General features: G+C 64.2%; 34 protein-coding genes. All 34 read right to left on the bottom strand.

Translation table 11 applies throughout. The features are described from left to right. Positions 1-6: 6 nt before the first annotated feature. On the bottom strand, positions 7-1,344 hold the full coding sequence (locus tag QX041_RS04530; RefSeq protein WP_315714550.1) for a chloride channel protein: 1,338 nt from the start codon (positions 1,342-1,344) through the stop codon (positions 7-9). A gap of 21 nt (positions 1,345-1,365) precedes the next feature. Beyond that, on the bottom strand, positions 1,366-1,662 hold the full coding sequence (locus QX041_RS04525; protein WP_315827336.1) for a DUF1330 domain-containing protein: 297 nt from the start codon (positions 1,660-1,662) through the stop codon (positions 1,366-1,368). Positions 1,663-1,670: 8 nt separating this feature from the next. Beyond that, on the bottom strand, positions 1,671-2,465 hold the full coding sequence (locus QX041_RS04520; protein WP_315827335.1) for an SDR family oxidoreductase: 795 nt from the start codon (positions 2,463-2,465) through the stop codon (positions 1,671-1,673). 239 nt (positions 2,466-2,704) lie between these two features. Then, complete coding sequence (rplQ, locus tag QX041_RS04515) at positions 2,705-3,118, bottom strand: 50S ribosomal protein L17 (protein WP_315754213.1); 414 nt, start codon at positions 3,116-3,118, stop codon at positions 2,705-2,707. 133 nt (positions 3,119-3,251) lie between these two features. After that, positions 3,252-4,283 (bottom strand): DNA-directed RNA polymerase subunit alpha, encoded by a 1,032-nt coding sequence (locus tag QX041_RS04510; protein ID WP_315714554.1) that lies wholly within the window; start codon positions 4,281-4,283, stop codon positions 3,252-3,254. 112 nt (positions 4,284-4,395) lie between these two features. Beyond that, positions 4,396-4,785 (bottom strand): 30S ribosomal protein S11, encoded by a 390-nt coding sequence (rpsK, locus tag QX041_RS04505; RefSeq protein WP_006611861.1) that lies wholly within the window; start codon positions 4,783-4,785, stop codon positions 4,396-4,398. Between the two features lie 129 nt (positions 4,786-4,914). Beyond that, on the bottom strand, positions 4,915-5,283 hold the full coding sequence (rpsM, locus tag QX041_RS04500; protein WP_315714555.1) for a 30S ribosomal protein S13: 369 nt from the start codon (positions 5,281-5,283) through the stop codon (positions 4,915-4,917). A 195-nt stretch (positions 5,284-5,478) separates the two neighbouring features. Further along, a complete protein-coding gene (locus QX041_RS04495; protein ID WP_315714556.1) occupies positions 5,479-6,357 on the bottom strand; it encodes an adenylate kinase in 879 nt (292 codons plus the stop codon). Between the two features lie 84 nt (positions 6,358-6,441). After that, positions 6,442-7,776, bottom strand: coding sequence for a preprotein translocase subunit SecY (secY, locus tag QX041_RS04490; protein WP_315714557.1), 1,335 nt, complete (start codon positions 7,774-7,776; stop codon positions 6,442-6,444). 156 nt (positions 7,777-7,932) lie between these two features. Beyond that, a complete protein-coding gene (rplO, locus tag QX041_RS04485) occupies positions 7,933-8,418 on the bottom strand; it encodes a 50S ribosomal protein L15 (RefSeq protein WP_009031841.1) in 486 nt (161 codons plus the stop codon). 11 nt (positions 8,419-8,429) lie between these two features. Continuing rightward, positions 8,430-8,621 (bottom strand): 50S ribosomal protein L30, encoded by a 192-nt coding sequence (rpmD, locus tag QX041_RS04480; protein WP_006611856.1) that lies wholly within the window; start codon positions 8,619-8,621, stop codon positions 8,430-8,432. 60 nt (positions 8,622-8,681) lie between these two features. Then, on the bottom strand, positions 8,682-9,254 hold the full coding sequence (gene rpsE / locus QX041_RS04475) for a 30S ribosomal protein S5 (protein ID WP_006611855.1): 573 nt from the start codon (positions 9,252-9,254) through the stop codon (positions 8,682-8,684). Positions 9,255-9,302: 48 nt separating this feature from the next. Further along, the gene (gene rplR / locus QX041_RS04470) at positions 9,303-9,665 is read right to left on the bottom strand and encodes a 50S ribosomal protein L18 (protein WP_006611854.1); all 363 of its coding nucleotides are present in this window, start codon (positions 9,663-9,665) and stop codon (positions 9,303-9,305) included. Positions 9,666-9,676: 11 nt separating this feature from the next. Next, complete coding sequence (gene rplF, locus QX041_RS04465; RefSeq protein ID WP_315714558.1) at positions 9,677-10,210, bottom strand: 50S ribosomal protein L6; 534 nt, start codon at positions 10,208-10,210, stop codon at positions 9,677-9,679. A 13-nt stretch (positions 10,211-10,223) separates the two neighbouring features. Next, positions 10,224-10,622, bottom strand: coding sequence for a 30S ribosomal protein S8 (gene rpsH / locus QX041_RS04460; RefSeq protein ID WP_315714559.1), 399 nt, complete (start codon positions 10,620-10,622; stop codon positions 10,224-10,226). Positions 10,623-10,635: 13 nt separating this feature from the next. Beyond that, positions 10,636-10,941 carry a 30S ribosomal protein S14 gene (gene rpsN / locus QX041_RS04455; protein ID WP_315714560.1) on the bottom strand — a complete coding sequence of 102 codons (306 nt, stop codon included), beginning with the start codon at positions 10,939-10,941 and terminating at the stop codon, positions 10,636-10,638. 46 nt (positions 10,942-10,987) lie between these two features. Beyond that, entirely contained in the window at positions 10,988-11,545 is a 558-nt protein-coding gene (gene rplE, locus QX041_RS04450; protein WP_172108070.1) for a 50S ribosomal protein L5, read from the bottom strand. Then, a complete protein-coding gene (gene rplX / locus QX041_RS04445; protein ID WP_315714561.1) occupies positions 11,538-11,852 on the bottom strand; it encodes a 50S ribosomal protein L24 in 315 nt (104 codons plus the stop codon). The genes rplE and rplX overlap by 8 nt, the downstream gene beginning before the upstream one ends. Then, a complete protein-coding gene (gene rplN, locus QX041_RS04440; protein ID WP_006611848.1) occupies positions 11,852-12,220 on the bottom strand; it encodes a 50S ribosomal protein L14 in 369 nt (122 codons plus the stop codon). Before rplN ends, rplX begins: the two co-directional genes overlap by 1 nt. 101 nt (positions 12,221-12,321) lie before the next feature. Beyond that, a complete protein-coding gene (gene rpsQ, locus QX041_RS04435; RefSeq protein WP_212358258.1) occupies positions 12,322-12,570 on the bottom strand; it encodes a 30S ribosomal protein S17 in 249 nt (82 codons plus the stop codon). A 10-nt stretch (positions 12,571-12,580) separates the two neighbouring features. Beyond that, positions 12,581-12,787, bottom strand: a complete 207-nt coding sequence (rpmC, locus tag QX041_RS04430; protein ID WP_006611846.1) for a 50S ribosomal protein L29 — start codon at positions 12,785-12,787, stop codon at positions 12,581-12,583. Between the two features lie 5 nt (positions 12,788-12,792). Beyond that, the gene (gene rplP, locus QX041_RS04425; RefSeq protein WP_008963467.1) at positions 12,793-13,206 is read right to left on the bottom strand and encodes a 50S ribosomal protein L16; all 414 of its coding nucleotides are present in this window, start codon (positions 13,204-13,206) and stop codon (positions 12,793-12,795) included. Between the two features lie 40 nt (positions 13,207-13,246). Next, on the bottom strand, positions 13,247-13,957 hold the full coding sequence (gene rpsC / locus QX041_RS04420; protein WP_012045041.1) for a 30S ribosomal protein S3: 711 nt from the start codon (positions 13,955-13,957) through the stop codon (positions 13,247-13,249). A 21-nt stretch (positions 13,958-13,978) separates the two neighbouring features. Continuing rightward, positions 13,979-14,359 (bottom strand): 50S ribosomal protein L22, encoded by a 381-nt coding sequence (gene rplV / locus QX041_RS04415; RefSeq protein WP_315714562.1) that lies wholly within the window; start codon positions 14,357-14,359, stop codon positions 13,979-13,981. Positions 14,360-14,369: 10 nt separating this feature from the next. Further along, positions 14,370-14,648, bottom strand: coding sequence for a 30S ribosomal protein S19 (gene rpsS / locus QX041_RS04410; protein WP_006611842.1), 279 nt, complete (start codon positions 14,646-14,648; stop codon positions 14,370-14,372). Between the two features lie 12 nt (positions 14,649-14,660). After that, entirely contained in the window at positions 14,661-15,494 is an 834-nt protein-coding gene (rplB, locus tag QX041_RS04405; RefSeq protein ID WP_006611841.1) for a 50S ribosomal protein L2, read from the bottom strand. 12 nt (positions 15,495-15,506) lie between these two features. Next, positions 15,507-15,806 (bottom strand): 50S ribosomal protein L23, encoded by a 300-nt coding sequence (locus QX041_RS04400; protein WP_172108066.1) that lies wholly within the window; start codon positions 15,804-15,806, stop codon positions 15,507-15,509. After that, on the bottom strand, positions 15,803-16,423 hold the full coding sequence (gene rplD, locus QX041_RS04395) for a 50S ribosomal protein L4 (RefSeq protein ID WP_315714563.1): 621 nt from the start codon (positions 16,421-16,423) through the stop codon (positions 15,803-15,805). Before rplD ends, QX041_RS04400 begins: the two co-directional genes overlap by 4 nt. Next, the gene (rplC, locus tag QX041_RS04390) at positions 16,424-17,143 is read right to left on the bottom strand and encodes a 50S ribosomal protein L3 (protein WP_006611838.1); all 720 of its coding nucleotides are present in this window, start codon (positions 17,141-17,143) and stop codon (positions 16,424-16,426) included. A gap of 58 nt (positions 17,144-17,201) precedes the next feature. Then, positions 17,202-17,510 (bottom strand): 30S ribosomal protein S10, encoded by a 309-nt coding sequence (rpsJ, locus tag QX041_RS04385; RefSeq protein WP_002712302.1) that lies wholly within the window; start codon positions 17,508-17,510, stop codon positions 17,202-17,204. Between the two features lie 91 nt (positions 17,511-17,601). Beyond that, on the bottom strand, positions 17,602-18,792 hold the full coding sequence (gene tuf, locus QX041_RS04380) for an elongation factor Tu (protein WP_006611837.1): 1,191 nt from the start codon (positions 18,790-18,792) through the stop codon (positions 17,602-17,604). A 39-nt stretch (positions 18,793-18,831) separates the two neighbouring features. Next, complete coding sequence (fusA, locus tag QX041_RS04375; protein WP_315714564.1) at positions 18,832-20,904, bottom strand: elongation factor G; 2,073 nt, start codon at positions 20,902-20,904, stop codon at positions 18,832-18,834. Positions 20,905-20,937: 33 nt separating this feature from the next. Next, entirely contained in the window at positions 20,938-21,408 is a 471-nt protein-coding gene (gene rpsG, locus QX041_RS04370; protein WP_006611835.1) for a 30S ribosomal protein S7, read from the bottom strand. 30 nt (positions 21,409-21,438) lie between these two features. Continuing rightward, positions 21,439-21,810 (bottom strand): 30S ribosomal protein S12, encoded by a 372-nt coding sequence (rpsL, locus tag QX041_RS04365; RefSeq protein ID WP_006611834.1) that lies wholly within the window; start codon positions 21,808-21,810, stop codon positions 21,439-21,441. Positions 21,811-22,242 lie beyond the last annotated feature (432 nt).

The raw sequence follows: 22,242 nt of genomic DNA, 5'->3' as shown, positions 1-22,242 counted from the left end.
GCTGGGTCAGGACGGCGCCGTGGCCTGCTTCGACTCCTGCGCGGCCTCAGCCTTGGTCTCAGCTCTGGCGACGAAGCCCTTGGCCAGCGCGTGATAGAGCCCCTCCTCGCAGATCAGACGCGAGGTGCCGTAGGCGATCAGCGAGGCCATCATCAGCGGCACCACCATGGCGTGGTTGTCGGTCATCTCGGTGACGATGACGAAGGCGGTGATCGGTGCCTGCACCACGCCGGCGAAATAGGCGACCATGCCGAGCAGCATGATCGGCGCCAGTAGCGACTGCTGGAACAGGCTGGCGACGTTGGCGCCGATACCCGCCCCGACTGCGAGCGACGGCGCGAAGATGCCGCCAGGAATGCCGCTGATCGCGGCAAAGGTGGTGGCGAGGAATTTCAGCACGCCGAAATCGCCCGGCAGCGGCGTGCCGGTCTCCAGCGCCCCTTTCACCTGGGCATACCCGGTGCCGTAGATGGTATCGCCTGACGCCAGCCCGCACAGCGCGACGGCAAAGCCGCAGGCGAGCGCGAACGGCAGCGGGTGGCGCTTGATGAGCCGGCCGGATGCCCCGGGCAGCCCGCGCGCCATCGTGATCAGGATGCGGCTGAACAGGCCGCCGGCGGCGCCGCCCAAGACCCCGCAGACGGGCACCGCCAGCCAGTCGATGCCCTTGCCGAGCGCGATCGGCGTCGTGCCGAAATAGGCGTAATTGCCCATCAGGGCTAGCGAGGTCAGGCCAGCGGCGATCACGGTGGCGATGACGAGGCTCGAGGTCCGCGTCTCGAAGGCACGGCTCATCTCCTCGATGCCGAACACGATGCCGGCCAGCGGCGTGTTGAAGGCGGCCGCGACCCCGGCGGCGGCGCCGGCCAGGATCAAGCCCGGCTGCCGCCGCGGCGACAGCCGGCCGAGCGCGAACATGATGGAGGCGCCGACCTGCACGGTCGGCCCCTCGCGGCCGACCGAGCCGCCGCACAGCAGCCCGAGCAGGGTCAGCAGCACCTTGCCGATGGCGATGCGGATCGACACCAGCGGGCTGCGCGCGCTCGTGTCCGTCAGGTGGCGCGCGGCGATGGCCTGCGGGATGCCGCTGCCTTGCGCGTTCGGGAAGAAGCGCTGGGTCAGATAGACCGACAGCGCGAAGCCGGCGGGCGTCACGATCAGTGAGGCGTAGCGTGATTTCGACAACAGCCAGTTGAAGGCGAGCTGGGCCAGGTCGGCGAGCTCCGCCAGCGCCACCGCCGCCGCGCCCACCACCAGGCCGCCGGCCACGAACAGCACCCGCCGCTGCCACCGCGCCGAGGTCAGCTTGAGCCAACGCCTGCGGCGGGGGGTGATGGTCAGCATGGGCGCAACAGAGTCCGTTCTCTACGCAGGTGCAGCACCCTCGACGAAAATCAGCCGGCGGTCCAGCACCTTCCAGCGCTCGCCCAGGGCGTCGGCGTATTCGGCCGACGCATACCATTCTCGCAGCCGGGCCATCGACGGGAACTCGACGATAATGAGGGTCTTGGCCGGCGGGCCGCCTTCGACCGTCTCGGAGGTCCCGCCGCGGACCAGATAGCGCCCGCCATATTGCGCGATCGAGTGCGCCGCGCGGGTGCGATAGCGTTCCATCGCCTCGATGTCGCGCACCTCGACCTCGGAGATGACGTAAGCCGCCATGGCCGGCCTCAGGCGATAGTGTCGAGGATGCCGCCCTCGGCGCGCAGCGCGGCGCCGTTCGTGGCGGAGGCCTGCTTGGAGGCGGCGTAGACGACCATGTTGGCGATCTCGTCAACGCCGGCGAAGCGCTGCAGCAGCGAGGCCGGCCGGTGCTGCTTGACGAAAGACGAGGCCGCCTCCTCCTCCGACTGGCCGTTCTGACGGGCGAGATCCTTGACGAAGGTCTCGACGCCTTCCGACATCGTCGGTCCCGGCAGCACTGCATTGACGGTCACGCCGGTGCCGCGGGTCAGTTTGGCGAGGCCGCGGGAGACCGCGAGCTGCGCGGTCTTGGTCATGCCGTAATGGATCATCTCGGTCGGGATGTTCACCGCCGACTCCGAGGAGATGAAGATGATGCGCCCCCAGTTGCGCTTCAGCATGCCCTGCATGTAGGCGCGCGCCATGCGCACGCCGGACATGACGTTGATCTCGAAGAAGCGGCTCCAGTCCTCGTCGGGAATGTCGAAGAACTCCTTCGGCTCGAAGATGCCGGCATTGTTGACGAGGATGTCGACCTCGGGCAGCGCGGTGACGATGGCGTTGCAGCCGCCGATCTGAGCGACATCGCCGGCGACGCCGCGCAGCTTCGCCGCCGGAACCGCCTGCTTCAGCTTCGCGACGGCCGCATCGACACGGGCTTGGCTGCGACCATTGACGACGACCTCCGCGCCGGACGCAGCAAGCCCCTTGGCGATGGCAAAACCGATGCCGGCGGTCGAACCGGTGACGAGCGCGGTCTTTCCCGAGAGGTCGATGTGCATGAGCAGCTCTCCGTTGTGCTGGAGGAAAGGATGTGGGGCGTCATCGCGCCAACGCAACGCGCGGCATGCAGCGCTGATCCCTTATGATCAATCGTAGCCCGGATGAGCGAAGCGATATCCGGTGCCACACCGGCTGTGCAAGGCGAACCCGGATGTCGCTTCGGTCATCCGGGTTGCAGAACCTCAAAATGAAAACGGCGCCCGAAGGCGCCGTTTTGAACGTCGGGTCGGAGCTGCGCTTACGCGGCTTCCGAGGTCTCCTGGACCGGACCCGAGTCCAGGCCCTTGGCATCGACGTCGCGATCGACGAACTCGATCACGGCCATCGCGGCGTTGTCGCCGTAGCGGAAGCCGGCCTTGATGATGCGGGTGTAGCCGCCGTTGCGGTCCTTGTAGCGGGGTGCCAGGACGTCGAACAGCTTCTTGACCTGGTCGACATCGCGCATCTCGGCGATCGCCTGCCGACGCAAAGCGAGACCGCCCTTCTTGCCGAGGGTGACGAGCTTCTCGACGATCGGCCGCAGCTCCTTGGCCTTCGGCAGCGTGGTGACGATCTGCTCGTGCTTGATCAGCGCGGCGCACATGTTGGCGAACATCGCCTTGCGATGCTCGGCGGTGCGGTTGAGCTTCCGATGAACCTTGCCGTGACGCATTGTCTTAGTCCTTCATTTCTATCTGCCGCGACGGTTCGTCGGACATGTTGCTCAGGTGGGCTGCCTGCGTTCGCCCGAGTGGTGGACGTCATTCCGGGGCGATGCGCAGCATCGAACCCGGAATGACGAATGCTCAGTAATGATCCTCGAAGCGCTTGGCCAGCTCGTCGATGTTCTCCGGCGGCCAGCCCGGCACTTCCATGCCGAGATGCAGACCCATCTGGGCCAGCACTTCCTTGATCTCGTTCAGCGACTTGCGGCCGAAGTTCGGGGTGCGCAGCATTTCCGCTTCCGACTTCTGCACGAGGTCGCCGATGTAGACGATGTTGTCGTTCTTCAGGCAGTTCGCCGAACGTACCGACAGCTCGAGCTCGTCCACCTTCTTGAGGAAGGCTGGGTTGAAGGCGAGGTCCGGGATGATCTCCTGGGCGACTTCCTTGCGCGGCTCTTCGAAGTTGACGAAGACGTTGAGCTGGTCCTGCAGGATGCGGGCGGCATAGGCCACCGCGTCCTCCGGCGTGATCGCGCCGTTGGTCTCGATCGTCATGGTCAGCTTGTCGTAGTCGAGGATCTGGCCCTCGCGGGTGTTCTCGACCTTGTAGGAGACCTTGCGGACCGGAGAGAACAGGCTGTCGACCGGGATCAGGCCGATCGGGGCGTCCTCGGGGCGGTTGCGATCGGCGGCGACGTAGCCCTTGCCGGTGGCGACCGTGAACTCCATGCGGATCTCTGCGCCCTCGTCCAGCGTGCAGAGCTGCAGGTCAGGGTTGAGCACCACGATGTCGCCGACGGTCTGGATATCGCCGGCGGTGACGGCGCCCGGGCCCTGCTTCTTCACGACCATCCGCTTCGGGCCTTCGCCCTGCATCTTGATCGCGATGTCCTTGATGTTCAGCACGATGTCGGTGACGTCCTCGCGGACACCAGCGATCGAGGAGAACTCGTGCAGCACGCCGTCGATATGCACCGACTGCACGGCGGCGCCCTGCAGCGACGACAGCAGGATGCGGCGCAGCGCATTGCCGAGCGTCTGCCCGAAACCGCGCTCCAGCGGCTCGGCAACCACGGTGGCGAAACGGGTCGCGTCGGAGCCCGGCGTGACCTGGAGCTTGTTCGGCCGAATCAATTCTTGCCAATTCTTCTGGATCGTCACTGTTTCACCCATGGGCCAGTCATGGGATCTGACTGACTGGCGTTGGAGAACCGCGCTTCAGATCGCGGCAGTCGAAATGTCTCAAAAGCACGACGAGGCGGACATGCTGTCCGCCTCTTTCAGATTAGACGCGCCGACGCTTGCGTGGGCGGCAACCATTGTGCGGGATCGTCGTCACGTCGCGGATCGAGGTGACGGTGAAACCCGCAGCCTGCAGCGCACGGAGCGCCGATTCACGGCCGGAACCCGGGCCGGCAACCTCGACCTCGAGGGTGCGCATGCCGTGTTCCTGAGCCTTCTTGGACACGTCCTCCGCCGCGACCTGCGCGGCATACGGGGTCGACTTGCGCGATCCCTTGAACCCCATCGTGCCGGCCGACGACCAGGCAATGGTGTTGCCCTGCGCGTCGGTGATGGTGATGGTGGTGTTGTTGAACGACGAATTCACGTGGGCGACGCCGGAGGCGATGTTCTTGCGCTCACGACGGCGGACACGTGCGGCTTCCTTGGCCATATAAGTACCTTTCTCGAGATCTCAACGCCGCCGTAGTGCCAGCGGCTACACCAGAAAGGCGAATGGTGAATAGCGAGTAGCGAATAGGGATTGCCCCTACCCGCCACCCGCTATCAGCAATTCGCCAAATTACTTCTTCTTGCCGGCGATCGCCTTGGCCGGCCCCTTGCGCGTGCGCGCATTGGTGTGGGTGCGCTGGCCGCGCACCGGCAGGCCACGACGATGGCGCAGGCCGCGATAGCAGCCGAGGTCCATCAGACGCTTGATGTTGATGCCGGTCTCGCGCCGCAGGTCGCCCTCGACAACATAGTCGCGGTCGATGATTTCGCGGATCTGCAGGACTTCCTGGTCGCTCAGCTGGTTGACGCGGCGATCCTCGGCAATCTTGACCTTGTCAATGATCTCGCCCGCGATCTTCGGGCCGATGCCATGGATATACTGGAGCGCGATCAGGACGCGCTTGTTGGTCGGGATGTTGACACCGGCAATACGGGCCACGGACTTCTCTCCTGTCACCGATCCCAGGATGGACCGGCCTTCGTTCTCGCTATCTCGGGCAGGTGTCCGCAAACGCGAACAAGACGCCCACCCCTCGATTCGTGGGGCCCGGCATCTTTGGAAAACCATCCGACTTGGATGCGGGCTTATTAATGGATTCACACGGCGGTCGTCAACCGCCCCTACAAGATTCGGTCACCTCTTGGCGCGCTTTTTTGCAGCCTTTGCAGAGGTTTTCCGGGTTCCCCGGGTCGCCTTGGCAGCGGGCTTGGGGGCCTTCTTCGCAGCCTTGGAGGCTTTCTTGGGGGCCGCTTTTGCTCCCTTTTTCGCAGTCTTTGCGGCCTTTTTTGCTGTCTTTGCGGCCTTTTTCGCCGGTGCAGGCGCCCTCGGAGCCTTTTTGGCCGATTTTGCCGGCGCGGTCTTGCCCCGAGCCTTGGCACTGCGCTTGGCCGGGTTCGCCTTTTTGGCCGCCCGGCTCCCGCTGGACTTGCCAACGGCGGCCAGGATCCGTCCGATCTCCTCGGTGACCTGCTCGATCGGCATCATGCCGTCGACGGTCGCCAGCATCCGATGGTCCGAATAATAGTGGATCAGGGGCTCGGTCTGGTCGCGGTAGCTGGCTAGGCGCTTGGTCAGGACCTCCGGCGTATCATCGGCCCGCACAGCCTCGCCGCGCGCGCGGGTCTCGGCGGCCCGGCGCTCGACGCGCTCAAGCAGCACGCCTTCATTGACCCGGAGTTCGATCACCGCGTCGAGCTTCATCTGCTTCTGCTTCAGCAGCGCATCCAGCGCCTCCGCCTGCGGCACCGTGCGCGGGAAGCCATCGAGGATGAAACCATTGGCGGCGTCCGGCTGCTCGATCCGGTCGGCAATGATGCCGACCACGACCTCGTCCGGGACAAGGCCACCCGCCGCCATGATGTCCTTGGCCTTCAGCCCGATCGGCGTCTGCGCCGCCACCGCGGCACGCAGCATGTCGCCGGTCGACAGCTGAACGATGCCATATTGCTGCACCAGGCGCTGCGCCTGCGTTCCCTTGCCCGAACCGGGCGGCCCCAGAAGAATGAGTCTCATCGAATTTCGCCCCCCGGCACACGGTGAGCGACCCTCCCGCACACCTTGTTCTTGGCTTGGTGGTTCCCGGGCCGCGATCCGCCGCTATCCGCGGCGGCGCCCCCGCAGCTTCGACTTCCTGATCAGCCCCTCATACTGATGGGCGAGCAGATAACCCTGAACCTGCGCCACGGTATCCATCGTAACGCTGACCACGATCAGAAGCGAAGTGCCACCAAAGTAGAACGGGACGGAAGCGTAGGAAATCAGAATTTCCGGGATCAGACACACGATCGCCAGATAGATGGCGCCGAGCACGGTGATCCGCGACAGCACGTAATCGATATATTCCGCGGTGCGCTCGCCCGGCCTGATGCCGGGGATGAATCCGCCATGCTTCTTCAGGTTGTCGGCGGTCTCGGTCGGGTTGAACACGATCGCGGTGTAGAAGAAGGCAAAGAACAGAATCAGCGCCAGATACAGCACCAGGAACAGCGGCCGGCCATGACCGAGCTGCGTCGTGATCCACTGGAACCACTCGGGTCCCTTGCCGGCGTTGAAATTGGCGACCGTGGTCGGCAGCAGCAGCAGCGACGAGGCAAAGATCGGCGGGATCACGCCCGAGGTGTTCAGCTTCAGCGGCAGATGCGAGGACTGGCCCTCGAACATCTTGTTGCCGACCTGGCGCTTCGGATACTGGATCAGGAGCCGGCGCTGGGCGCGCTCCACGAACACGATGAAGGCGATCACGGCGACGGCCATCACGATGACGATCAGGATCAGGCCGGTCGACAGCGCGCCCTGACGGCCGAGCTCGAGCATGTTGGCAAGCGCCGAGGGCAGCTCGGCCACGATGCCGGACAGGATGATCAGCGAGATGCCGTTGCCGATGCCGCGCGAGGTGATCTGCTCACCGAGCCACATCAGGAACATGGTGCCGCCGGTCAGCGTGATCGCGGTGGAGAGGCGGAAGAACAGGCCGGGATCGGCGACGACGTTGCCCGCGCCTTCGAGGCCGACGGCGATGCCGTAGGACTGCACGGCAGCAAGAATCACCGTCAGATAGCGGGTGTATTGATTCAACATCTTGCGGCCAGCCTCACCCTCTTTCTTGAGGGCTTCGAGCTGGGGCGAGACGGTGGTGAGCAGCTGAATGATGATCGATGCCGAGATGTACGGCATGATGTTCAGCGCGAAGATCGCCATGCGGTGGATGCCGCCGCCGGCGAACATGTTGAACATGCCGAGAATGCCGCCGGCCTGCGTGCGGAACACCGAGTCCCAGATGTTCGGGTCGATGCCCGGCAGCGGAATGTAGGTGCCGAGGCGGTAGACCAGCAGCGCGCCGAGGGTGAACCAGATGCGCTTCTTCAGCTCATCGGCCTTCGCAAGCGCGCCGAAATTGAGGTTTGCCGCCAGTTGTTCCGCTGCTGAGGCCATATCTAGCTTTCTCCCGCCGCCCTTCTTCACCGCACTGGGCCCCGCGAGGGCTCGCAGGGCTGGGCAGACGCCGGATATTATCTGGTGCGCGGGCGCGTTCTGTCCATTGCCCTGCCCTCTCCGGCATGCGCCGGCGGCAGGGCAATGACGCAGATGTTACGCCGCCTCGCCTTCGTCCTTGGCTGGCGCCAGGAGCTTGACGGTGCCGCCGGCCTTCTCGACCGCCGCAATCGCCGACTTCGAGGCGCCATGCACCTCGATGTTGATCTTGGCCTTGAGCTCGCCGCGGCCGAGCAGGCGCACGCCGTCCTTGGCGCGGCGCAGCGCACCGGACTTCACGAGGGACTCGGCGTTGATCACGCTGCCGGCGTCCAGCTTCTTGGCATCGATCGCCTGCTGGATCCGGTCGAGATTGATCTCGACGAAATCGAGCGCGAAGATGTTGTTGAAGCCGCGCTTCGGCAGACGGCGATGCATCGGCATCTGACCGCCCTCGAAGCCCTTGATGCGCACGCCGGAGCGCGCGGTCTGGCCCTTGCCGCCACGGCCCGAGGTCTTGCCCTTGCCGGAGCCGATGCCGCGGCCGACGCGCATGCGCTTCTTGCGCGCGCCGGCGTTGTCGGCGATATCGCTGAGCTTCATCGCCCTTCTCCTTACTTCTCGTCGACGATGCGGACGAGATGATGAACCTTGGTGATCATGCCGCGGACCGCCGGCGTATCCGGCAGCTCGGTCACGCGGCCGATCTTGTTGAGCTTCAACCCGATCAGCGTCTCGCGCTGCGAGTGATGCCGGCGGATCGGGCTGCCGATCTGCTCGATCTTGATCGTCTTGGCGCTAGCCATCGTGTTCACTCCGAGTTGCGCCATCCAGCGGACGGCGCGCGTTCGTTAGTCGGCCCAACCTTAGTCGGCGGCGGCTTCGGCATCGCCACCGACGCGGCGGGCCTGCAGGGTCGACACCTTGATGTTGCGGCGCGCGGCGACCGAGCGCGGGCTATCCTGGTGCTTCAGCGCGTTGAAGGTCGCGCGCACCATGTTGTACGGGTTGGACGAGCCGATCGACTTCGCCACCACGTCCTGGATGCCCAGCGTCTCGAACACGGCGCGCATCGGGCCGCCGGCGATGATGCCGGTACCGGCCGGAGCCGCACGCAGATAGACGCGACCTGCACCGTGACGACCGAAGATGTCGTGGTGCAGGGTGCGGCCCTCGCGCAGCGCGACCCGGGTCAGGTTGCGCTTGGCGGAGTCGGTCGCCTTGCGGATCGCCTCCGGAACCTCACGTGCCTTGCCGTGGCCGAACCCGACCCGGCCCTTCTGATCGCCGATCACGACGAGCGCCGCAAAGCCAAAGCGCTTACCGCCCTTCACGACCTTCGCGACTCGGTTGATGTGGACGAGCTTGTCGACGAACTCGCTGTCGCGCTCCTCGCGCTCCTTGCGATCGCGACCGCCTCGTTCCCGTTCACCTGCCATGGTGCTATCCAATCTTCTGAGGGGCTCTGACGCCCATATCCATTGATGTTAGAAGCTCAGCCCGCTCTCGCGCGCCGCGTCGGCCAGCGCCTTGACGCGCCCGTGATAGAGATAACCGCCGCGATCGAACACGACTTCCTTGATCCCCGCCTTCACCGCGCGCTCGGCGAGCAGCTTGCCCACCGCCTTCGCCGCGTCGATGTCGGCACCGGTGTTGCCGGCCGAGCGCATCTCCTTCTCCATCGACGACGCGGAGGCGAGCGTCTCGCCCTTCTGATCGTCGATGACCTGAGCGTAGATGTGCTTCGACGAGCGGAACACCGACAGACGCGGACGGCCGCCGGCGGAGCGGCGCAGCGACAGCCTCACGCGCTGCTTGCGCCGGGCATTCGTAACCTTGGCTCTCGACATGTCCGGCTCCGTTACTTCTTCTTGCCTTCCTTGCGGAAGATGAATTCACCCGCGTACTTCACGCCCTTGCCCTTATAGGGCTCCGGCGGCCGGTAGGCGCGGATTTCAGCGGCCACCTGGCCGACGCGCTGCGGGTCGATGCCCGTGACCGTGATCTCGGTCGGCTTCGGCACCGCGATGGTGATGCCCTCCGGGATCTGGTAGACGACATCGTGGCTGTAGCCGAGCGCTAGCTGCAGGTTCTTGCCCTGCATCGCGGCGCGGTAGCCGACGCCGGTGATCTCGAGCTTCTTCTCGAAGCCCTTGGTCACGCCTTCGACCAGGTTGGCGATCTGAGCGCGCGCGGTGCCGTACAGCGACCGGGCGCGCTTGGTCTCGGAACGCGGGGCAACCTTGACCTGGCCGTTCTCGAACTTCACGTCCACGTCGTCATGAACGATGAACTGAAGCTGGCCCTTCGGCCCCTTCATCTTGACGGTCTGTCCGTCGACGGAGGCCGTCACTCCGGACGGCACCGCCACAGGCTTCTTGCCAATACGTGACATGGCTCAATCCTTCTCAGAACACCGTGAAGAGAACTTCACCGCCGACATTCGCGTCACGCGCGCTGTGGTCGGCCATGATTCCCTTCGGCGTCGACAAAACAGAAATTCCGAGCCCGTTGTTCACACGCGGCAGATTCTTCACCGAGGTGTAGACGCGGCGGCCGGGCTTGGAGACGCGCTCGATCTCGCGGATCACGGGCTCGCCGTCAAAATATTTCAGCTCGATCTCGATCTCGCTCCGGCCCGACGGATGCTCCAGCGTGGCATAGCCACGGATGTAGCCTTCGGACTTCAGCACCTCGAGCACGCTGGCGCGCATCTTCGAGCCAGGCGTCGAGACCTTCGACTTCGAGCGCATCTGCGCGTTGCGGATGCGGGTGATCAGATCGCTGATGGGATCGTGCGTTGACATGGTGCGACCCTCCTTACCAGCTCGACTTCACGAGGCCCGGAACCAGGCCCTTGGACCCGAGCTCGCGCAGCGCGATGCGGCTCAGCTTGTTCTTGCGGTAGTTCGACCGCGGCCGGCCCGTCAGCTCGCACCGGTTGCGGATGCGAGTCGCCGACGAATTGCGCGGCATCTCGGCCAGCTTCAGGGTCGCGGCAAAGCGCTCCTCCATCGGCTTGGACTTGTCGGCGATGATCGCCTTCAACCGGGCGCGCTTCGGGGCGGCGTTCTTCGCCATCCGCTTGCGCCGGTTGTTCTTCTCGATTGAACTCTTCTTTGCCATGCTTGGCTCCTGGGTATCCGCGTTTGAGAAGCTTGAAGTCAGCTGCTCACTGCCGGAACGGGAAATTGAATGCGGTCAGAAGGGCACGGGCCTCGTCGTCGGTCGTCGCGGTGGTGCACACCGTGATGTCCATGCCCCAGCTCTCCCCGGCCTTGTCGAAGTCGATCTCGGGGAAAATGATGTGCTCCTTGATGCCGAGCGAATAGTTGCCGCGGCCGTCGAAGCTCTTCGGGTTCAGGCCGCGGAAGTCGCGGACGCGCGGCAGCGCGACGTTGATCAGGCGGTCGATGAACTCGTACATCTTCGTCTTGCGCAAGGTGACCTTGCAGCCGATCGGCTGGTTCTCGCGCAGCTTGAAGGTCGCGATGGCGACGCGCGAGTAGGTCACGACCGCCTTCTGGCCGGCGATCAGCGACAGGTCGGCCGCGGCGGTTTCCGCCTTCTTACGGTCGTTCACGGCCTCGCCGATGCCCATGTTGAGCACGACCTTGTCGAGCCGCGGCACCTGCATGACGTTGGCGTAGCCGAACTTCTCGGTCAGCTGGCTCTTGATCGTGCGGTCGTATTCCGTGCGGAGGCGCGGGGTGTAAGCAGTCTCAGCCATCGATCTCAACTCCCGAGCTCTTGGCAACGCGGACCTTCTTGCCGTCCGCCTGAATCTTGAATCCGATGCGCGTCGGCTTGCCGTCCTTGCCGACATAAGCGACGTTCGACAGCTGGATCGGCGACTCCTTGCTGATGATGCCGCCCTCCTGGTTCTGGGTCTGCTTCTGGTGACGCTTCACCAGGTTGATGCCCCGCACCAGCGCCGTCCCCTCGTCGGGACGCACCTCGAACACCTCGCCGGTGCGACCCTTGTCGCGACCGGTCAGGACGATCACCTTGTCGCCCTTGCGGATCTTGGCAGCCATCACAGCACCTCCGGCGCAAGCGAAATGATCTTCATGTGGTTCTTGGCGCGCAGCTCGCGCGGCACCGGCCCGAAGATACGGGTGCCGACCGGCTCCGACTGGTTGTTGATCAGGACGGCCGCATTGCGGTCGAAGCGGATCACCGAGCCGTCGGCGCGGCGGATGTCCTTGCGGACGCGCACCACGACGGCTTTCATGACGTCGCCCTTCTTCACCTTGCCACGCGGAATGGCTTCCTTGATCGACACCACGATGATGTCGCCGACGGTGGCATAGCGGCGCTTCGAGCCGCCCAGCACCTTGATACACATGACACGGCGTGCGCCGGAATTATCGGCCACGTCGAGGTTGGTCTGCATCTGAATCATTGATGCACCTCGTCCTCTTCATCTGCTGCGCAGGAAAGCTGCGCCTTGTTTGATCCCGAAAGCGAAACGGGCCCTCTTCGACGAGGGCCGCGGTCCGCGCCTCAGGCGGTTTTCTTGTGCTCGCCCCGGACCACGGTCCAGCGCTTGAGCTTCGAGATCGGCTTGCTCTCCTCGATCCACACCATGTCGCCCGGCTTGAACTCGTTGTTCTCGTCGTGGGCGTGGTAGTTCTTCGAGCGGCGGATGGTCTTCTTGTAGATCGGGTGGGTGAAGCGCCGGTCGACGCGCACAACGATCGTCTTGGCCTGCTTGTCGCTGACGACGACGCCCTGAAGGGTCCGTTTCGGCATGTCGAGCCTCTTACTTCGTCTTGGCGCGCTGCTGCGCGGCGATGGTCTTGATACGGGCGATGTCGCGGCGCGCCTCACGCAGCCGCGCGGTGTTCTCCAGCTGCCCGGTGGCACGCTGGAAGCGCAGGTTGAAGCGCTCCTTCTTCAGGTTGACGATCGCATCGTCCATCTGATCGGGGCTCATCGCGCGAATGTCGGCAATCTTCATCTCGGCCATGACCATTACTCCGCAATGCGCTCGACGAAGCGCGTCTTGATCGGCAGCTTGGCGGCCGCCAGCAGCAGCGCCTCGCGCGCGATCTGGTTGCTCACGCCGTCGATCTCGAACATCACACGACCCGGCTTGACGCGGGCCACCCACAATTCAGGCGAGCCCTTGCCGGAGCCCATGCGGACTTCAGCCGGCTTCTTCGACACCGGGAGATCCGGGAACACGCGGATCCAGACGCGGCCGGCGCGCTTCATGTGACGGGTCAAGGCACGACGGGCGGCCTCGATCTGGCGCGCGGTGACGCGATCCGGCTCCATCGCCTTCAGCCCGAACTGGCCGAAGGCCAGCGTCGCGCCCGAGGACGCAACGCCGTGAATACGGCCCTTATGCGCCTTTCGGAACTTGGTCTTCTTTGGTTGCATCATGGCTTTGAGCCCTCAAACCTGTCTTGTCGCGGCTGATCGATCAGGCCGCGTCGCGGCGCGACCGGGGCTGCGAGCTCTCGCCGCCGCCTTCGTTCATCCGCTTGTCCTGTGCCATAGGATCGTGCTCGAGGATCTCGCCCTTGAAGATCCAGACCTTCACGCCGCAAGTGCCGAAGGTGGTGAACGCGGTGGCCACACCGTAGTCGATGTCGGCGCGCAGCGTGTGCAGCGGCACCCGGCCCTCGCGATACCACTCCATGCGGGCGATTTCCGCGCCGCCCAGACGACCCGAGCAGTTGATGCGGATGCCCTCGGCACCGAGACGCATCGCCGACTGCACGGCGCGCTTCATGGCGCGGCGGAACGCGACGCGGCGCTCGAGCTGCTGGGCGATCGACTCGGCGACCAGGGTCGCATCGAGCTCCGGCTTGCGGATCTCGACGATGTTGATGACGACGTCCGACGAGGTGATGTCGGCGACGCGCTTGCGCAGCTTGTCGATGTCCGCGCCCTTCTTGCCGATCACGACGCCCGGACGCGCCGAGTGGATCGTGACGCGGCACTTCTTGTGCGGACGCTCGATCACGATGCGGGCGACGGCCGCCTGCTTGAGCTCCTTGTGCAGGATCTCGCGGATCTTGACGTCTTCATGCAGCAGCTTGCCGTACTCGGCCTTGCCAGCGAACCAGCGCGAATCCCAGGTCCGGTTGATGCCGAGACGCAGACCGATCGGATTGATCTTTTGACCCATCGTATTCTCCCAGCGCCTGCTTTAAGCGCTCGCCTCGACCTGACGCACAATGATCGTCAGCTGCGAAAACGGTTTGAAAACTCGGCCCGAACGGCCACGGCCGCGCGGCGAGAAACGCTTCATCACGATTCCCTTGCCGACGAAAGCCTGCGAGACGACGAGATCGTCGACCTCGAGCTCGTGATTGTTCTCGGCATTGGCGATCGCCGATTCCAGGCACTTCTTGACGTCGACCGCAATCCGCTTGCGCGAGAACTGCAGGTCGGCGAGGGCGGCCGACGCCTTGCGGCCGCGGATCATCTGCGCCACCAGGTTCAGCTTCTGCGGGCTCACCCGAAGCATCCGGGCCACAGCCTTGGCCTCGTTTTCGGGGAGGCTCCGTTCGCGCTTTGGTTTGCTCATCGCTTAATCCTCAAGCCTTCTTGGCTTTCTTATCGCCCGAATGGCCGTGGAAGGTGCGGGTCGGCGAGAACTCGCCGAACTTGTGGCCGACCATCTCTTCGTTGATCGCCACCGGCACGTGCTTCTGGCCGTTGTAGACGCCGAACGTCAGGCCGACGAACTGCGGCAGGATGGTCGAGCGGCGGCTCCAGATCTTGATGACGTCGTGACGGCCGGACGCGCGCGCCGCATCTGCCTTCTTGAGCAGCGACGCCTCGACGAACGGGCCTTTCCAGACTGAACGAACCATGTCCGTCGTTCCTTACTTCTTCCGCTTGTGGCGGCTCAAGAGAATGAATTTATCGGTCGACTTGTTGGTGCGGGTCTTCTTGCCCTTGGTAGGCTTGCCCCACGGAGTGACCGGGTGACGACCGCCCGAGGTACGGCCTTCGCCGCCGCCGTGCGGATGGTCGATCGGGTTCATCGCGACACCGCGGTTGTGAGGCCTGCGGCCCATCCAACGCTTGCGGCCGGCCTTGCCGATCGAGGTGTTCATGTGGTCCGGGTTCGACACCGCACCGATGGTGCCGCGGCAGCGGCCGTGCACCAGGCGCTGCTCGCCCGAGTTCAGGCGGACGATCACGTAGTCCTGGTCGCGGCCGACGATCTGGGCGTAGGTGCCTGCCGAACGCGCGAGCTGGCCGCCCTTCCCGATCTTGACCTCGATGTTGTGCACGATCGTGCCGACCGGCATGTTGCCCAGCGGCATGACGTTGCCCGGCTTCACGTCGACATAGTTGCCGGCGACGATGGTGTCGCCGACCGCCAGGCGCTGCGGCGCCAGGATGTAGGCGAGCTCGCCGTCCTGATACTTGACGAGCGCGATGAAGGCGGTCCGGTTCGGATCATACTCCAGGCGCTCGACGGTCGCGGGAACGTCGACCTTGTCGCGCTTGAAGTCGACCGTGCGGTACGACTGCTTGTGACCGCCGCCGAGGAAGCGAACGGTGATGCGGCCGGTGTTGTTGCGACCGCCGCTCGACTGCTTGCCTTCGGTCAGCGCCTTGACCGGCTTGCCCTTGTAGAGGGCCGAACGATCGACCATCACCAGCTGGCGCTGGCCGGGCGTCGTGGGATTGAATGTCTTCAGTGCCATGGCAGCTCAGCCTTACAGTCCGGTGGTCACGTCGATACGGTGGCCCTCTTCGAGGGTCACGATCGCGCGCTTGCTGTCCGATTGCGAACCGAAATTGCCGCGGAACACCTTGGTCTTGCCCTTGCGGACGAGCGTGTTGACGCTCTTGACCTTGACGTCGAACAGCTTCTCGATCGCTTCCTTGATCTGCGGCTTGGTCGCCTTGGCGGCCACCTTGAACAGAACCTTGTTGTGCTCCGAGGCGAAGGTCGCCTTCTCGGTCACGACCGGCGCGATGATGATGTCGTAGTGGCGCGGATCGATGGTCTTCATTTGAAGCGCGCCTCCAGCGCATCGATCGCCGCCTTGGTCAGCACGAGCTTCTGACGGCGCAGGATGTCGTAGACGTTGATGCCCTGGATCGGCAGCACGTCCATGTTCGGAATGTTGCGGGCGGCATTGGTGAAGCCGGTATGCAGCTCGGCGCCGTCGATGATCAGGGCGTTGGTCAGGCCGAGACCCGAGAAGTGACCGATCAGCGCCTTGGTCTTCGCCGCCTCCAGGGTGGCGTTCTCCAGCACGACCAGATCACCGTCCTTGGCCTTGGCCGACAGCGCATGCTTCAGCGCCAGCGCACGGACCTTCTTCGGCAGGTCGGTCGCATGCGAGCGCACGACCGGACCGAAGGCGCGGCCGCCGCCACGGAACTGCGGCACACGAGCCGAGCCATGACGAGCACCGCCGGTGCCCTTCTGCTTGTACATCTTCTTGCCGGTGCGCCAGATCTCGGCGCGGCCCTTGGCCTTGTGGGTGCCGGCCTGACGCTTGTTGAGCTGCCACTGGACGCAGCGCGCGATGATGTCGGCACGCGGCTCCAGACCGAAGATGGCGTCGGACAGCTGGACGGAGCCGGCTTCCTTGCCCTCGAGGGTGGTGACTTTCAGTTCCATTTATGCGCCCTCCTGCACGGCCGGCGCTTCGGCAGCCTGCTCACCCGCGACCTTGAACTTGCCGGGCTTCGGCGCTTCCTTCGGCAGCGGCTTCTTGACGGCGTCGCGCACCGAGATCCAGCCCCCCTTGGAGCCGGGCACCGCGCCTTCCACCAGGATCAGGCCGCGCTCGACGTCCGTCTGCACCACACGCAGGTTCAGCGTGGTGATGCGATCGACGCCCATGTGACCGGGCATCTTCTTGTTCTTCCAGGTCTTGCCGGGGTCCTGACGGCCACCGGTCGAACCGATCGAACGATGCGAGATCGACACACCGTGCGTGGCGCGCAGACCGCCGAAGTTCCAGCGCTTCATGCCGCCGGCGAAGCCCTTACCGACCGAGGTGCCGGTGACGTCGACGAACTGGCCGACGACGAAATGGTCGGCCTGGATCTCGGCGCCGACCGGGATCAGCGAATCCTCGCTGACACGGAATTCGGCGAGCTTGCGCTTCGGCTCGACCTTGGCGACCGCGAACTGGCCGCGCTCCGCCTTCGGCATGTAGACCGTCTTGCGGCTGCCACTGCCGAGCTGCAGCGCGACGTAGCCGTTCTTCTCGGTGGTGCGGTGACCGACCACCTGGCAATTGCCGAGCTTCAGCACGGTCACGGGGATATGTTCGCCGGTCTCCGTGAAGACCCGCGTCATCCCGACCTTTTGTGCGATCACTCCGGAGCGCATCGGCGTGCTTCCTGTTCTTCTCTATGTCCGCGTGAGGTGCGAACGTGAATCCAAAAACTTAGAGCTTGATCTCGACGTCGACGCCGGCGGCCAGATCGAGCTTCATGAGAGCATCGACGGTCTGCGGGGTCGGATCGACGATGTCGAGCAGGCGCTTGTGAGTGCGCATCTCGAACTGCTCGCGGCTCTTCTTGTCGACGTGCGGCGAACGGTTCACGGTGAACTTCTCGATGCGGGTCGGCAGCGGAATGGGTCCGCGAACCTGCGCGCCGGTCCGTTTCGCCGTGTTGACGATCTCGCGCGTCGACGTATCGAGGATACGATGGTCAAACGCCTTGAGACGGATGCGGATATTTTGGCCGTTCATTGCCGTATCTTTCTGTGAGTAGTGAGTGGCGAGTAGCGAACGGCGAATGGATAATCTCCATTCGCCACCCGCCATTCCCTATTCGCTGTTGTTACTCGATGATCGAGGCGACGACGCCGGCGCCGACGGTGCGGCCGCCCTCGCGGATGGCGAAGCGCAGCTTCTCCTCCATCGCGATCGGCACGATCAGGTGCACTTCCATCGCAATGTTGTCGCCCGGCATCACCATCTCGGTGCCTTCCGGCAGGTGAACGACGCCGGTCACGTCGGTCGTGCGGAAGTAGAACTGCGGACGATAGTTGGTGAAGAACGGCGTGTGACGGCCACCCTCTTCCTTGGTGAGGATGTAGGCCTCAGCCTTGAACTTGGTGTGCGGCTTGACCGAACCCGGCTTGCACAGAACCTGGCCGCGCTCGACGTCCTCGCGCTTGGTGCCGCGGAGCAGCGCGCCGATGTTGTCACCGGCCTGGCCCTGATCGAGCAGCTTGCGGAACATTTCAACGCCAGTGACGGTGGTCTTCTGGGTCGGACGGATGCCGACGATCTCGATTTCCTCACCGACCTTGATGATGCCGCGCTCGACACGGCCGGTCACCACGGTGCCGCGGCCCGAGATCGAGAACACGTCTTCGACCGGCATCAGGAAGGGCTGGTCGATCGGACGCTCCGGCTGCGGAATGTACTCGTCGACATTGCGCATCAGCTCGAGGATGGCGTCGTGGCCGAGCTTCTTGTCCGAATCTTCCAGAGCGGCGAGCGCCGAGCCCTTGATGATCGGGATCTTGTCGCCCGGGAATTCGTACTTCGAGAGCAGCTCGCGGACCTCGAGCTCGACGAGCTCCAGCAACTCCGGATCGTCGACCATGTCGCACTTGTTGAGGAACACGACCAGCGCCGGCACGCCGACCTGGCGGGCGAGCAGGATGTGCTCACGGGTCTGCGGCATCGGGCCGTCAGCGGCCGACACGACCAGGATCGCGCCGTCCATCTGGGCAGCGCCGGTGATCATGTTCTTCACGTAGTCGGCGTGGCCGGGGCAATCGACGTGCGCGTAGTGGCGGTTCTTGGTCTCGTACTCGACGTGCGCGGTCGAGATGGTGATGCCGCGCGCCTTCTCTTCCGGGGCCTTGTCGATCTGGTCGTAGGCAGTGAACGTCGCACCGCCCGTCTCGGCCAGGATCTTGGTGATTGCAGCCGTCAGCGAGGTCTTGCCGTGGTCGACGTGACCGATGGTGCCGATGTTGCAGTGGGGCTTGTTACGTTCAAACTTAGCTTTGGCCATTTGACTCTCCGTTCAGTCGCTAACTTGAGCTAACGACAATCAGGCAAACTTCTTCTGGACTTCGGCCGACACGTTGGCCGGCGCTTCAGCGTAGTGCGAGAACTGCATCGTGAAGGTCGCGCGCCCCTGGCTCATGGAGCGCAGGTTGTTCACGTAACCGAACATGTTCATGAGCGGCACCATCGCGTTGATGACGTTGGCATTGCCGCGCATGTCCTGGCCCTGGATCTGGCCACGACGCGAGTTCAGGTCGCCGATGACCGAGCCGGTGTAGTCTTCCGGGGTCACCACCTCGACCTTCATGATCGGCTCGAGCAGAACCGACTTACCCTTCTGCAGCGCCTCGCGGAAAGCCGCACGAGAGGCGATTTCGAAGGCCAGCGCCGACGAGTCGACATCGTGGTACTTGCCGTCGACCAGCGCCACCTTGACGTCGACCACCGGGAAGCCGGCGACGACGCCCGCGCCGAGCACGCTCTCGATGCCCTTCTCGACGCCCGGGATGTATTCCTTCGGAACCGCACCGCCGACGATCTTGGACTCGAACACGTAGCCGCCACCGGGCTCATTCGGCTCGACCACGAGGCTCACGGCCGCGAACTGGCCGGTACCACCGGTCTGCTTCTTGTGGGTGTAGTCCACGTTGGCCGGCTTGGTGATACGCTCACGGAACGCCACCTGCGGCGCGCCGATGTTCGCATCGACCTTGTAGGTGCGCTTGAGGATGTCGACCTTGATGTCGAGATGGAGCTCGCCCATCCCCTTGAGGATGGTCTGGCCCGACTCGTGATCGGTCGACACGCGGAAGGACGGATCCTCCGCGGCCAGCTTCGCCAGCGCGACGCCGAGCTTCTCCTGGTCGGCCTTCGACTTCGGCTCGATCGCAATCTCGATGACCGGCTCCGGGAATTCCATCTTTTCCAGGATCACCTGGTTGGACGGATCGCACAGCGTGTCACCGGTGCGGGCTTCCTTGAGGCCTGCGAGGGCGACGATGTCGCCGGCATAGGCTTCCTTGATGTCCTCGCGGTTGTTCGCATGCATCAGCAGCATGCGGCCGATGCGCTCCTTCTTCTCGCGGGTCGAGTTCACGACGCCGGTGCCCGAGGTCAGGATGCCCGAATAGATGCGGCAGAACGTGATCGTGCCGACGAAGGGGTCGTCCATGATCTTGAACGCGAGCAGCGCCAGCGGCTCCTTGTCGTCCGCCTTGCGCACGACCTCGTTGCCCTTGTCGTCGGTGCCCTTGATCGCAGGCACATCGAGCGGCGACGGCAGATAGTCGACGACGGCGTCGAGCAACGGCTGCACGCCCTTGTTCTTGAAGGCCGAGCCGCACAGCACCGGATAGAACGCGCCGGTCAGCACGGCCTTGCGGATCAGGCGCTTCAGAGTCGCCTCGTCCGGCTCCTTGCCGTCCAGGAACGCGGTGAGCGCGTCGTCGTCGAGCTCGACGGCGGCCTCCACCAGCTTCTCGCGATATTCCTTGGCCTGGTCGGCGAGATCAGCCGGGATCTCGACGTAGTCGAACTTCGCGCCGAGCGCCTCGTCGTTCCAGACGATCGCCTTCATCGTCACGAGATCGATGCAGCCCTTGAAATTGTTCTCGGCGCCGATCGGCAGCTGGATCGCAACAGGCTTCGCACCCAGGCGATCGACGATGTCGGCCAGGCACTTGAAGAAGTCGGCACCGGTCTTGTCCATCTTGTTGGCGAAGACGATGCGCGGAACCTTGTACTTGTCGCCCTGGCGCCAGACGGTCTCGGTCTGCGGCTCGACGCCCTGGTTGGAGTCGAGCACGCACACGGCGCCGTCGAGCACGCGCAAGCTGCGCTCGACCTCAATGGTGAAGTCGACGTGGCCGGGGGTGTCGATGATGTTCAGGCGCTTGCCGTTCCAAAACGCGGTGGTCGCAGCCGAGGTGATCGTGATGCCACGCTCCTGCTCCTGCTCCATCCAGTCCATCGTCGCGGCACCTTCGTGCACTTCGCCGATCTTGTGGCTCTTGCCGGTATAATAGAGGATGCGCTCGGTCGTCGTGGTCTTGCCGGCGTCGATATGCGCCATGATGCCGAAGTTGCGATAGTCTTCGATGGCGTGTTGGCGGGGCATGGGTGTGTTCCCTGATTTCCGTTCGGGTCGCCGTTACCAGCGATAGTGCGAGAAGGCGCGGTTGGCTTCCGCCATCCGGTGCACGTCTTCACGCTTCTTCACGGCGTTACCCCGATTGTTCGAGGCGTCGAGCAGCTCCGCCGAAAGCCGCTCGGTCATCGTCTTCTCGTTGCGGTCGCGCGCGGCCGAGATCAGCCAGCGGATGCCCAGCGCCTGCCGGCGGGTCGAACGAACTTCGACCGGCACCTGATAGGTCGCACCACCGACGCGGCGGGAGCGAACCTCGATGGTCGGCATGACGTTTTCGAGGGCCTGCTCGAACACCGTCAGCGGGCTCTGCTTGGTCTTGGCCTCGATGATGCCGAACGCGCCGTAGACGATACCTTCGGCGACCGACTTCTTGCCGGCGTACATCACCGAGTTCATGAACTTGGTGACAATGATGTTCCCGAACTTCGGATCCGGAAGCACTTCACGCTTTTCGGCTGAATGGCGACGCGACATGTGATCTTGTTCCCGCTTCTCTCGAACGTCTTACTTCGGACGCTTCGCGCCATACTTCGAACGGCGCTGCTTACGGTTCTTGACGCCCTGGGTATCCAGCACGCCGCGGAGGATGTGATAGCGCACGCCCGGCAAGTCCTTGACGCGGCCGCCGCGGATCATGACCACCGAGTGCTCCTGCAGGTTATGGCCTTCACCCGGAATGTAGCCGATCACCTCGAAGCCGTTGGTCAGGCGCACCTTGGCGACCTTACGAAGCGCCGAGTTCGGCTTCTTCGGGGTCGTGGTGTAGACGCGCGTGCAAACGCCACGCTTCTGCGGCGACTGCTGCAGCGCCGGCACCTTCTTGCGCGACTTCTGCACTTCGCGCGGATTTGCGATCAGCTGGTTGATCGTCGGCATCTTGGCCTTCACCCTTCTCAACGTTCGCACGGAGACCGCGACCGGCTTCCGCAAATTCTGTTCGAGGTTCCCCGCCTCACCGGGCCGTTTCGCGCGATTAAAACCCACGCAAAACGAAATCGCGCCAACCGTCCATCGCTGAACGGAAAGCGCTTGACGCCACAGAGGACCGCGATCACCACCAGTCAGCTTGCGCTGGCGGGCGGCCTACCGAGGTCATGCATCCGAAATTGGTCTCAGGAGAACGAGCTCGAGAGATCTAATATCGTTTTGGCATTGCCTAGCTATGATCGACAGCGTTTGAGCGGCATTCGTCGAGGGTGGTGCCCGTCCCGCCCTGTTTCGGGTGGTCTGGGTGATCCGTACCGACGCTGGCGAAGCTCACCGCCTGTCGTTGAGTGCCGGCCTTTTATAAGCGGTAAATATCCAAGT

The sequence above is a fragment of the Bradyrhizobium sp. SZCCHNRI2009 genome (assembly GCF_032485115.1).
Classification (GTDB): Bacteria; Pseudomonadota; Alphaproteobacteria; order Rhizobiales; family Xanthobacteraceae; genus Bradyrhizobium.
This window is presented reverse-complemented; position numbering and strand designations above follow the sequence as displayed.

What these genes read in the sequence shown, in the direction of transcription:
- QX041_RS04530 (WP_315714550.1), bottom strand. Translation starts at nt 1,344, where the DNA reads ATGCTGACCATCACCCCCCGCCGCAGGCGTTGGCTCAAGCTGACCTCG.
- QX041_RS04525 (WP_315827336.1), bottom strand. Translation starts at nt 1,662, where the DNA reads ATGGCGGCTTACGTCATCTCCGAGGTCGAGGTGCGCGACATCGAGGCG.
- QX041_RS04520 (WP_315827335.1), bottom strand. Translation starts at nt 2,465, where the DNA reads ATGCACATCGACCTCTCGGGAAAGACCGCGCTCGTCACCGGTTCGACC.
- rplQ (WP_315754213.1), bottom strand. Translation starts at nt 3,118, where the DNA reads ATGCGTCACGGCAAGGTTCATCGGAAGCTCAACCGCACCGCCGAGCAT.
- QX041_RS04510 (WP_315714554.1), bottom strand. Translation starts at nt 4,283, where the DNA reads ATGGGTGAAACAGTGACGATCCAGAAGAATTGGCAAGAATTGATTCGG.
- rpsK (WP_006611861.1), bottom strand. Translation starts at nt 4,785, where the DNA reads ATGGCCAAGGAAGCCGCACGTGTCCGCCGTCGTGAGCGCAAGAACATC.
- QX041_RS04495 (WP_315714556.1), bottom strand. Translation starts at nt 6,357, where the DNA reads ATGAGACTCATTCTTCTGGGGCCGCCCGGTTCGGGCAAGGGAACGCAG.
- secY (WP_315714557.1), bottom strand. Translation starts at nt 7,776, where the DNA reads ATGGCCTCAGCAGCGGAACAACTGGCGGCAAACCTCAATTTCGGCGCG.
- rplO (WP_009031841.1), bottom strand. Translation starts at nt 8,418, where the DNA reads ATGAAGCTCAGCGATATCGCCGACAACGCCGGCGCGCGCAAGAAGCGC.
- rpmD (WP_006611856.1), bottom strand. Translation starts at nt 8,621, where the DNA reads ATGGCTAGCGCCAAGACGATCAAGATCGAGCAGATCGGCAGCCCGATC.
- rpsE (WP_006611855.1), bottom strand. Translation starts at nt 9,254, where the DNA reads ATGGCAGGTGAACGGGAACGAGGCGGTCGCGATCGCAAGGAGCGCGAG.
- rplR (WP_006611854.1), bottom strand. Translation starts at nt 9,665, where the DNA reads ATGTCGAGAGCCAAGGTTACGAATGCCCGGCGCAAGCAGCGCGTGAGG.
- rplF (WP_315714558.1), bottom strand. Translation starts at nt 10,210, where the DNA reads ATGTCACGTATTGGCAAGAAGCCTGTGGCGGTGCCGTCCGGAGTGACG.
- rpsH (WP_315714559.1), bottom strand. Translation starts at nt 10,622, where the DNA reads ATGTCAACGCACGATCCCATCAGCGATCTGATCACCCGCATCCGCAAC.
- rpsN (WP_315714560.1), bottom strand. Translation starts at nt 10,941, where the DNA reads ATGGCAAAGAAGAGTTCAATCGAGAAGAACAACCGGCGCAAGCGGATG.
- rplE (WP_172108070.1), bottom strand. Translation starts at nt 11,545, where the DNA reads ATGGCTGAGACTGCTTACACCCCGCGCCTCCGCACGGAATACGACCGC.
- rplX (WP_315714561.1), bottom strand. Translation starts at nt 11,852, where the DNA reads ATGGCTGCCAAGATCCGCAAGGGCGACAAGGTGATCGTCCTGACCGGT.
- rplN (WP_006611848.1), bottom strand. Translation starts at nt 12,220, where the DNA reads ATGATTCAGATGCAGACCAACCTCGACGTGGCCGATAATTCCGGCGCA.
- rpsQ (WP_212358258.1), bottom strand. Translation starts at nt 12,570, where the DNA reads ATGCCGAAACGGACCCTTCAGGGCGTCGTCGTCAGCGACAAGCAGGCC.
- rpmC (WP_006611846.1), bottom strand. Translation starts at nt 12,787, where the DNA reads ATGGCCGAGATGAAGATTGCCGACATTCGCGCGATGAGCCCCGATCAG.
- rplP (WP_008963467.1), bottom strand. Translation starts at nt 13,206, where the DNA reads ATGATGCAACCAAAGAAGACCAAGTTCCGAAAGGCGCATAAGGGCCGT.
- rpsC (WP_012045041.1), bottom strand. Translation starts at nt 13,957, where the DNA reads ATGGGTCAAAAGATCAATCCGATCGGTCTGCGTCTCGGCATCAACCGG.
- rplV (WP_315714562.1), bottom strand. Translation starts at nt 14,359, where the DNA reads ATGAGCAAACCAAAGCGCGAACGGAGCCTCCCCGAAAACGAGGCCAAG.
- rpsS (WP_006611842.1), bottom strand. Translation starts at nt 14,648, where the DNA reads ATGGTTCGTTCAGTCTGGAAAGGCCCGTTCGTCGAGGCGTCGCTGCTC.
- rplB (WP_006611841.1), bottom strand. Translation starts at nt 15,494, where the DNA reads ATGGCACTGAAGACATTCAATCCCACGACGCCCGGCCAGCGCCAGCTG.
- QX041_RS04400 (WP_172108066.1), bottom strand. Translation starts at nt 15,806, where the DNA reads ATGAAGACCATCGATCCGCGCCACTACGACATCATCATCGCGCCGGTC.
- rplD (WP_315714563.1), bottom strand. Translation starts at nt 16,423, where the DNA reads ATGGAACTGAAAGTCACCACCCTCGAGGGCAAGGAAGCCGGCTCCGTC.
- rplC (WP_006611838.1), bottom strand. Translation starts at nt 17,143, where the DNA reads ATGCGCTCCGGAGTGATCGCACAAAAGGTCGGGATGACGCGGGTCTTC.
- rpsJ (WP_002712302.1), bottom strand. Translation starts at nt 17,510, where the DNA reads ATGAACGGCCAAAATATCCGCATCCGTCTCAAGGCGTTTGACCATCGT.
- tuf (WP_006611837.1), bottom strand. Translation starts at nt 18,792, where the DNA reads ATGGCCAAAGCTAAGTTTGAACGTAACAAGCCCCACTGCAACATCGGC.
- fusA (WP_315714564.1), bottom strand. Translation starts at nt 20,904, where the DNA reads ATGCCCCGCCAACACGCCATCGAAGACTATCGCAACTTCGGCATCATG.
- rpsG (WP_006611835.1), bottom strand. Translation starts at nt 21,408, where the DNA reads ATGTCGCGTCGCCATTCAGCCGAAAAGCGTGAAGTGCTTCCGGATCCG.
- rpsL (WP_006611834.1), bottom strand. Translation starts at nt 21,810, where the DNA reads ATGCCGACGATCAACCAGCTGATCGCAAATCCGCGCGAAGTGCAGAAG.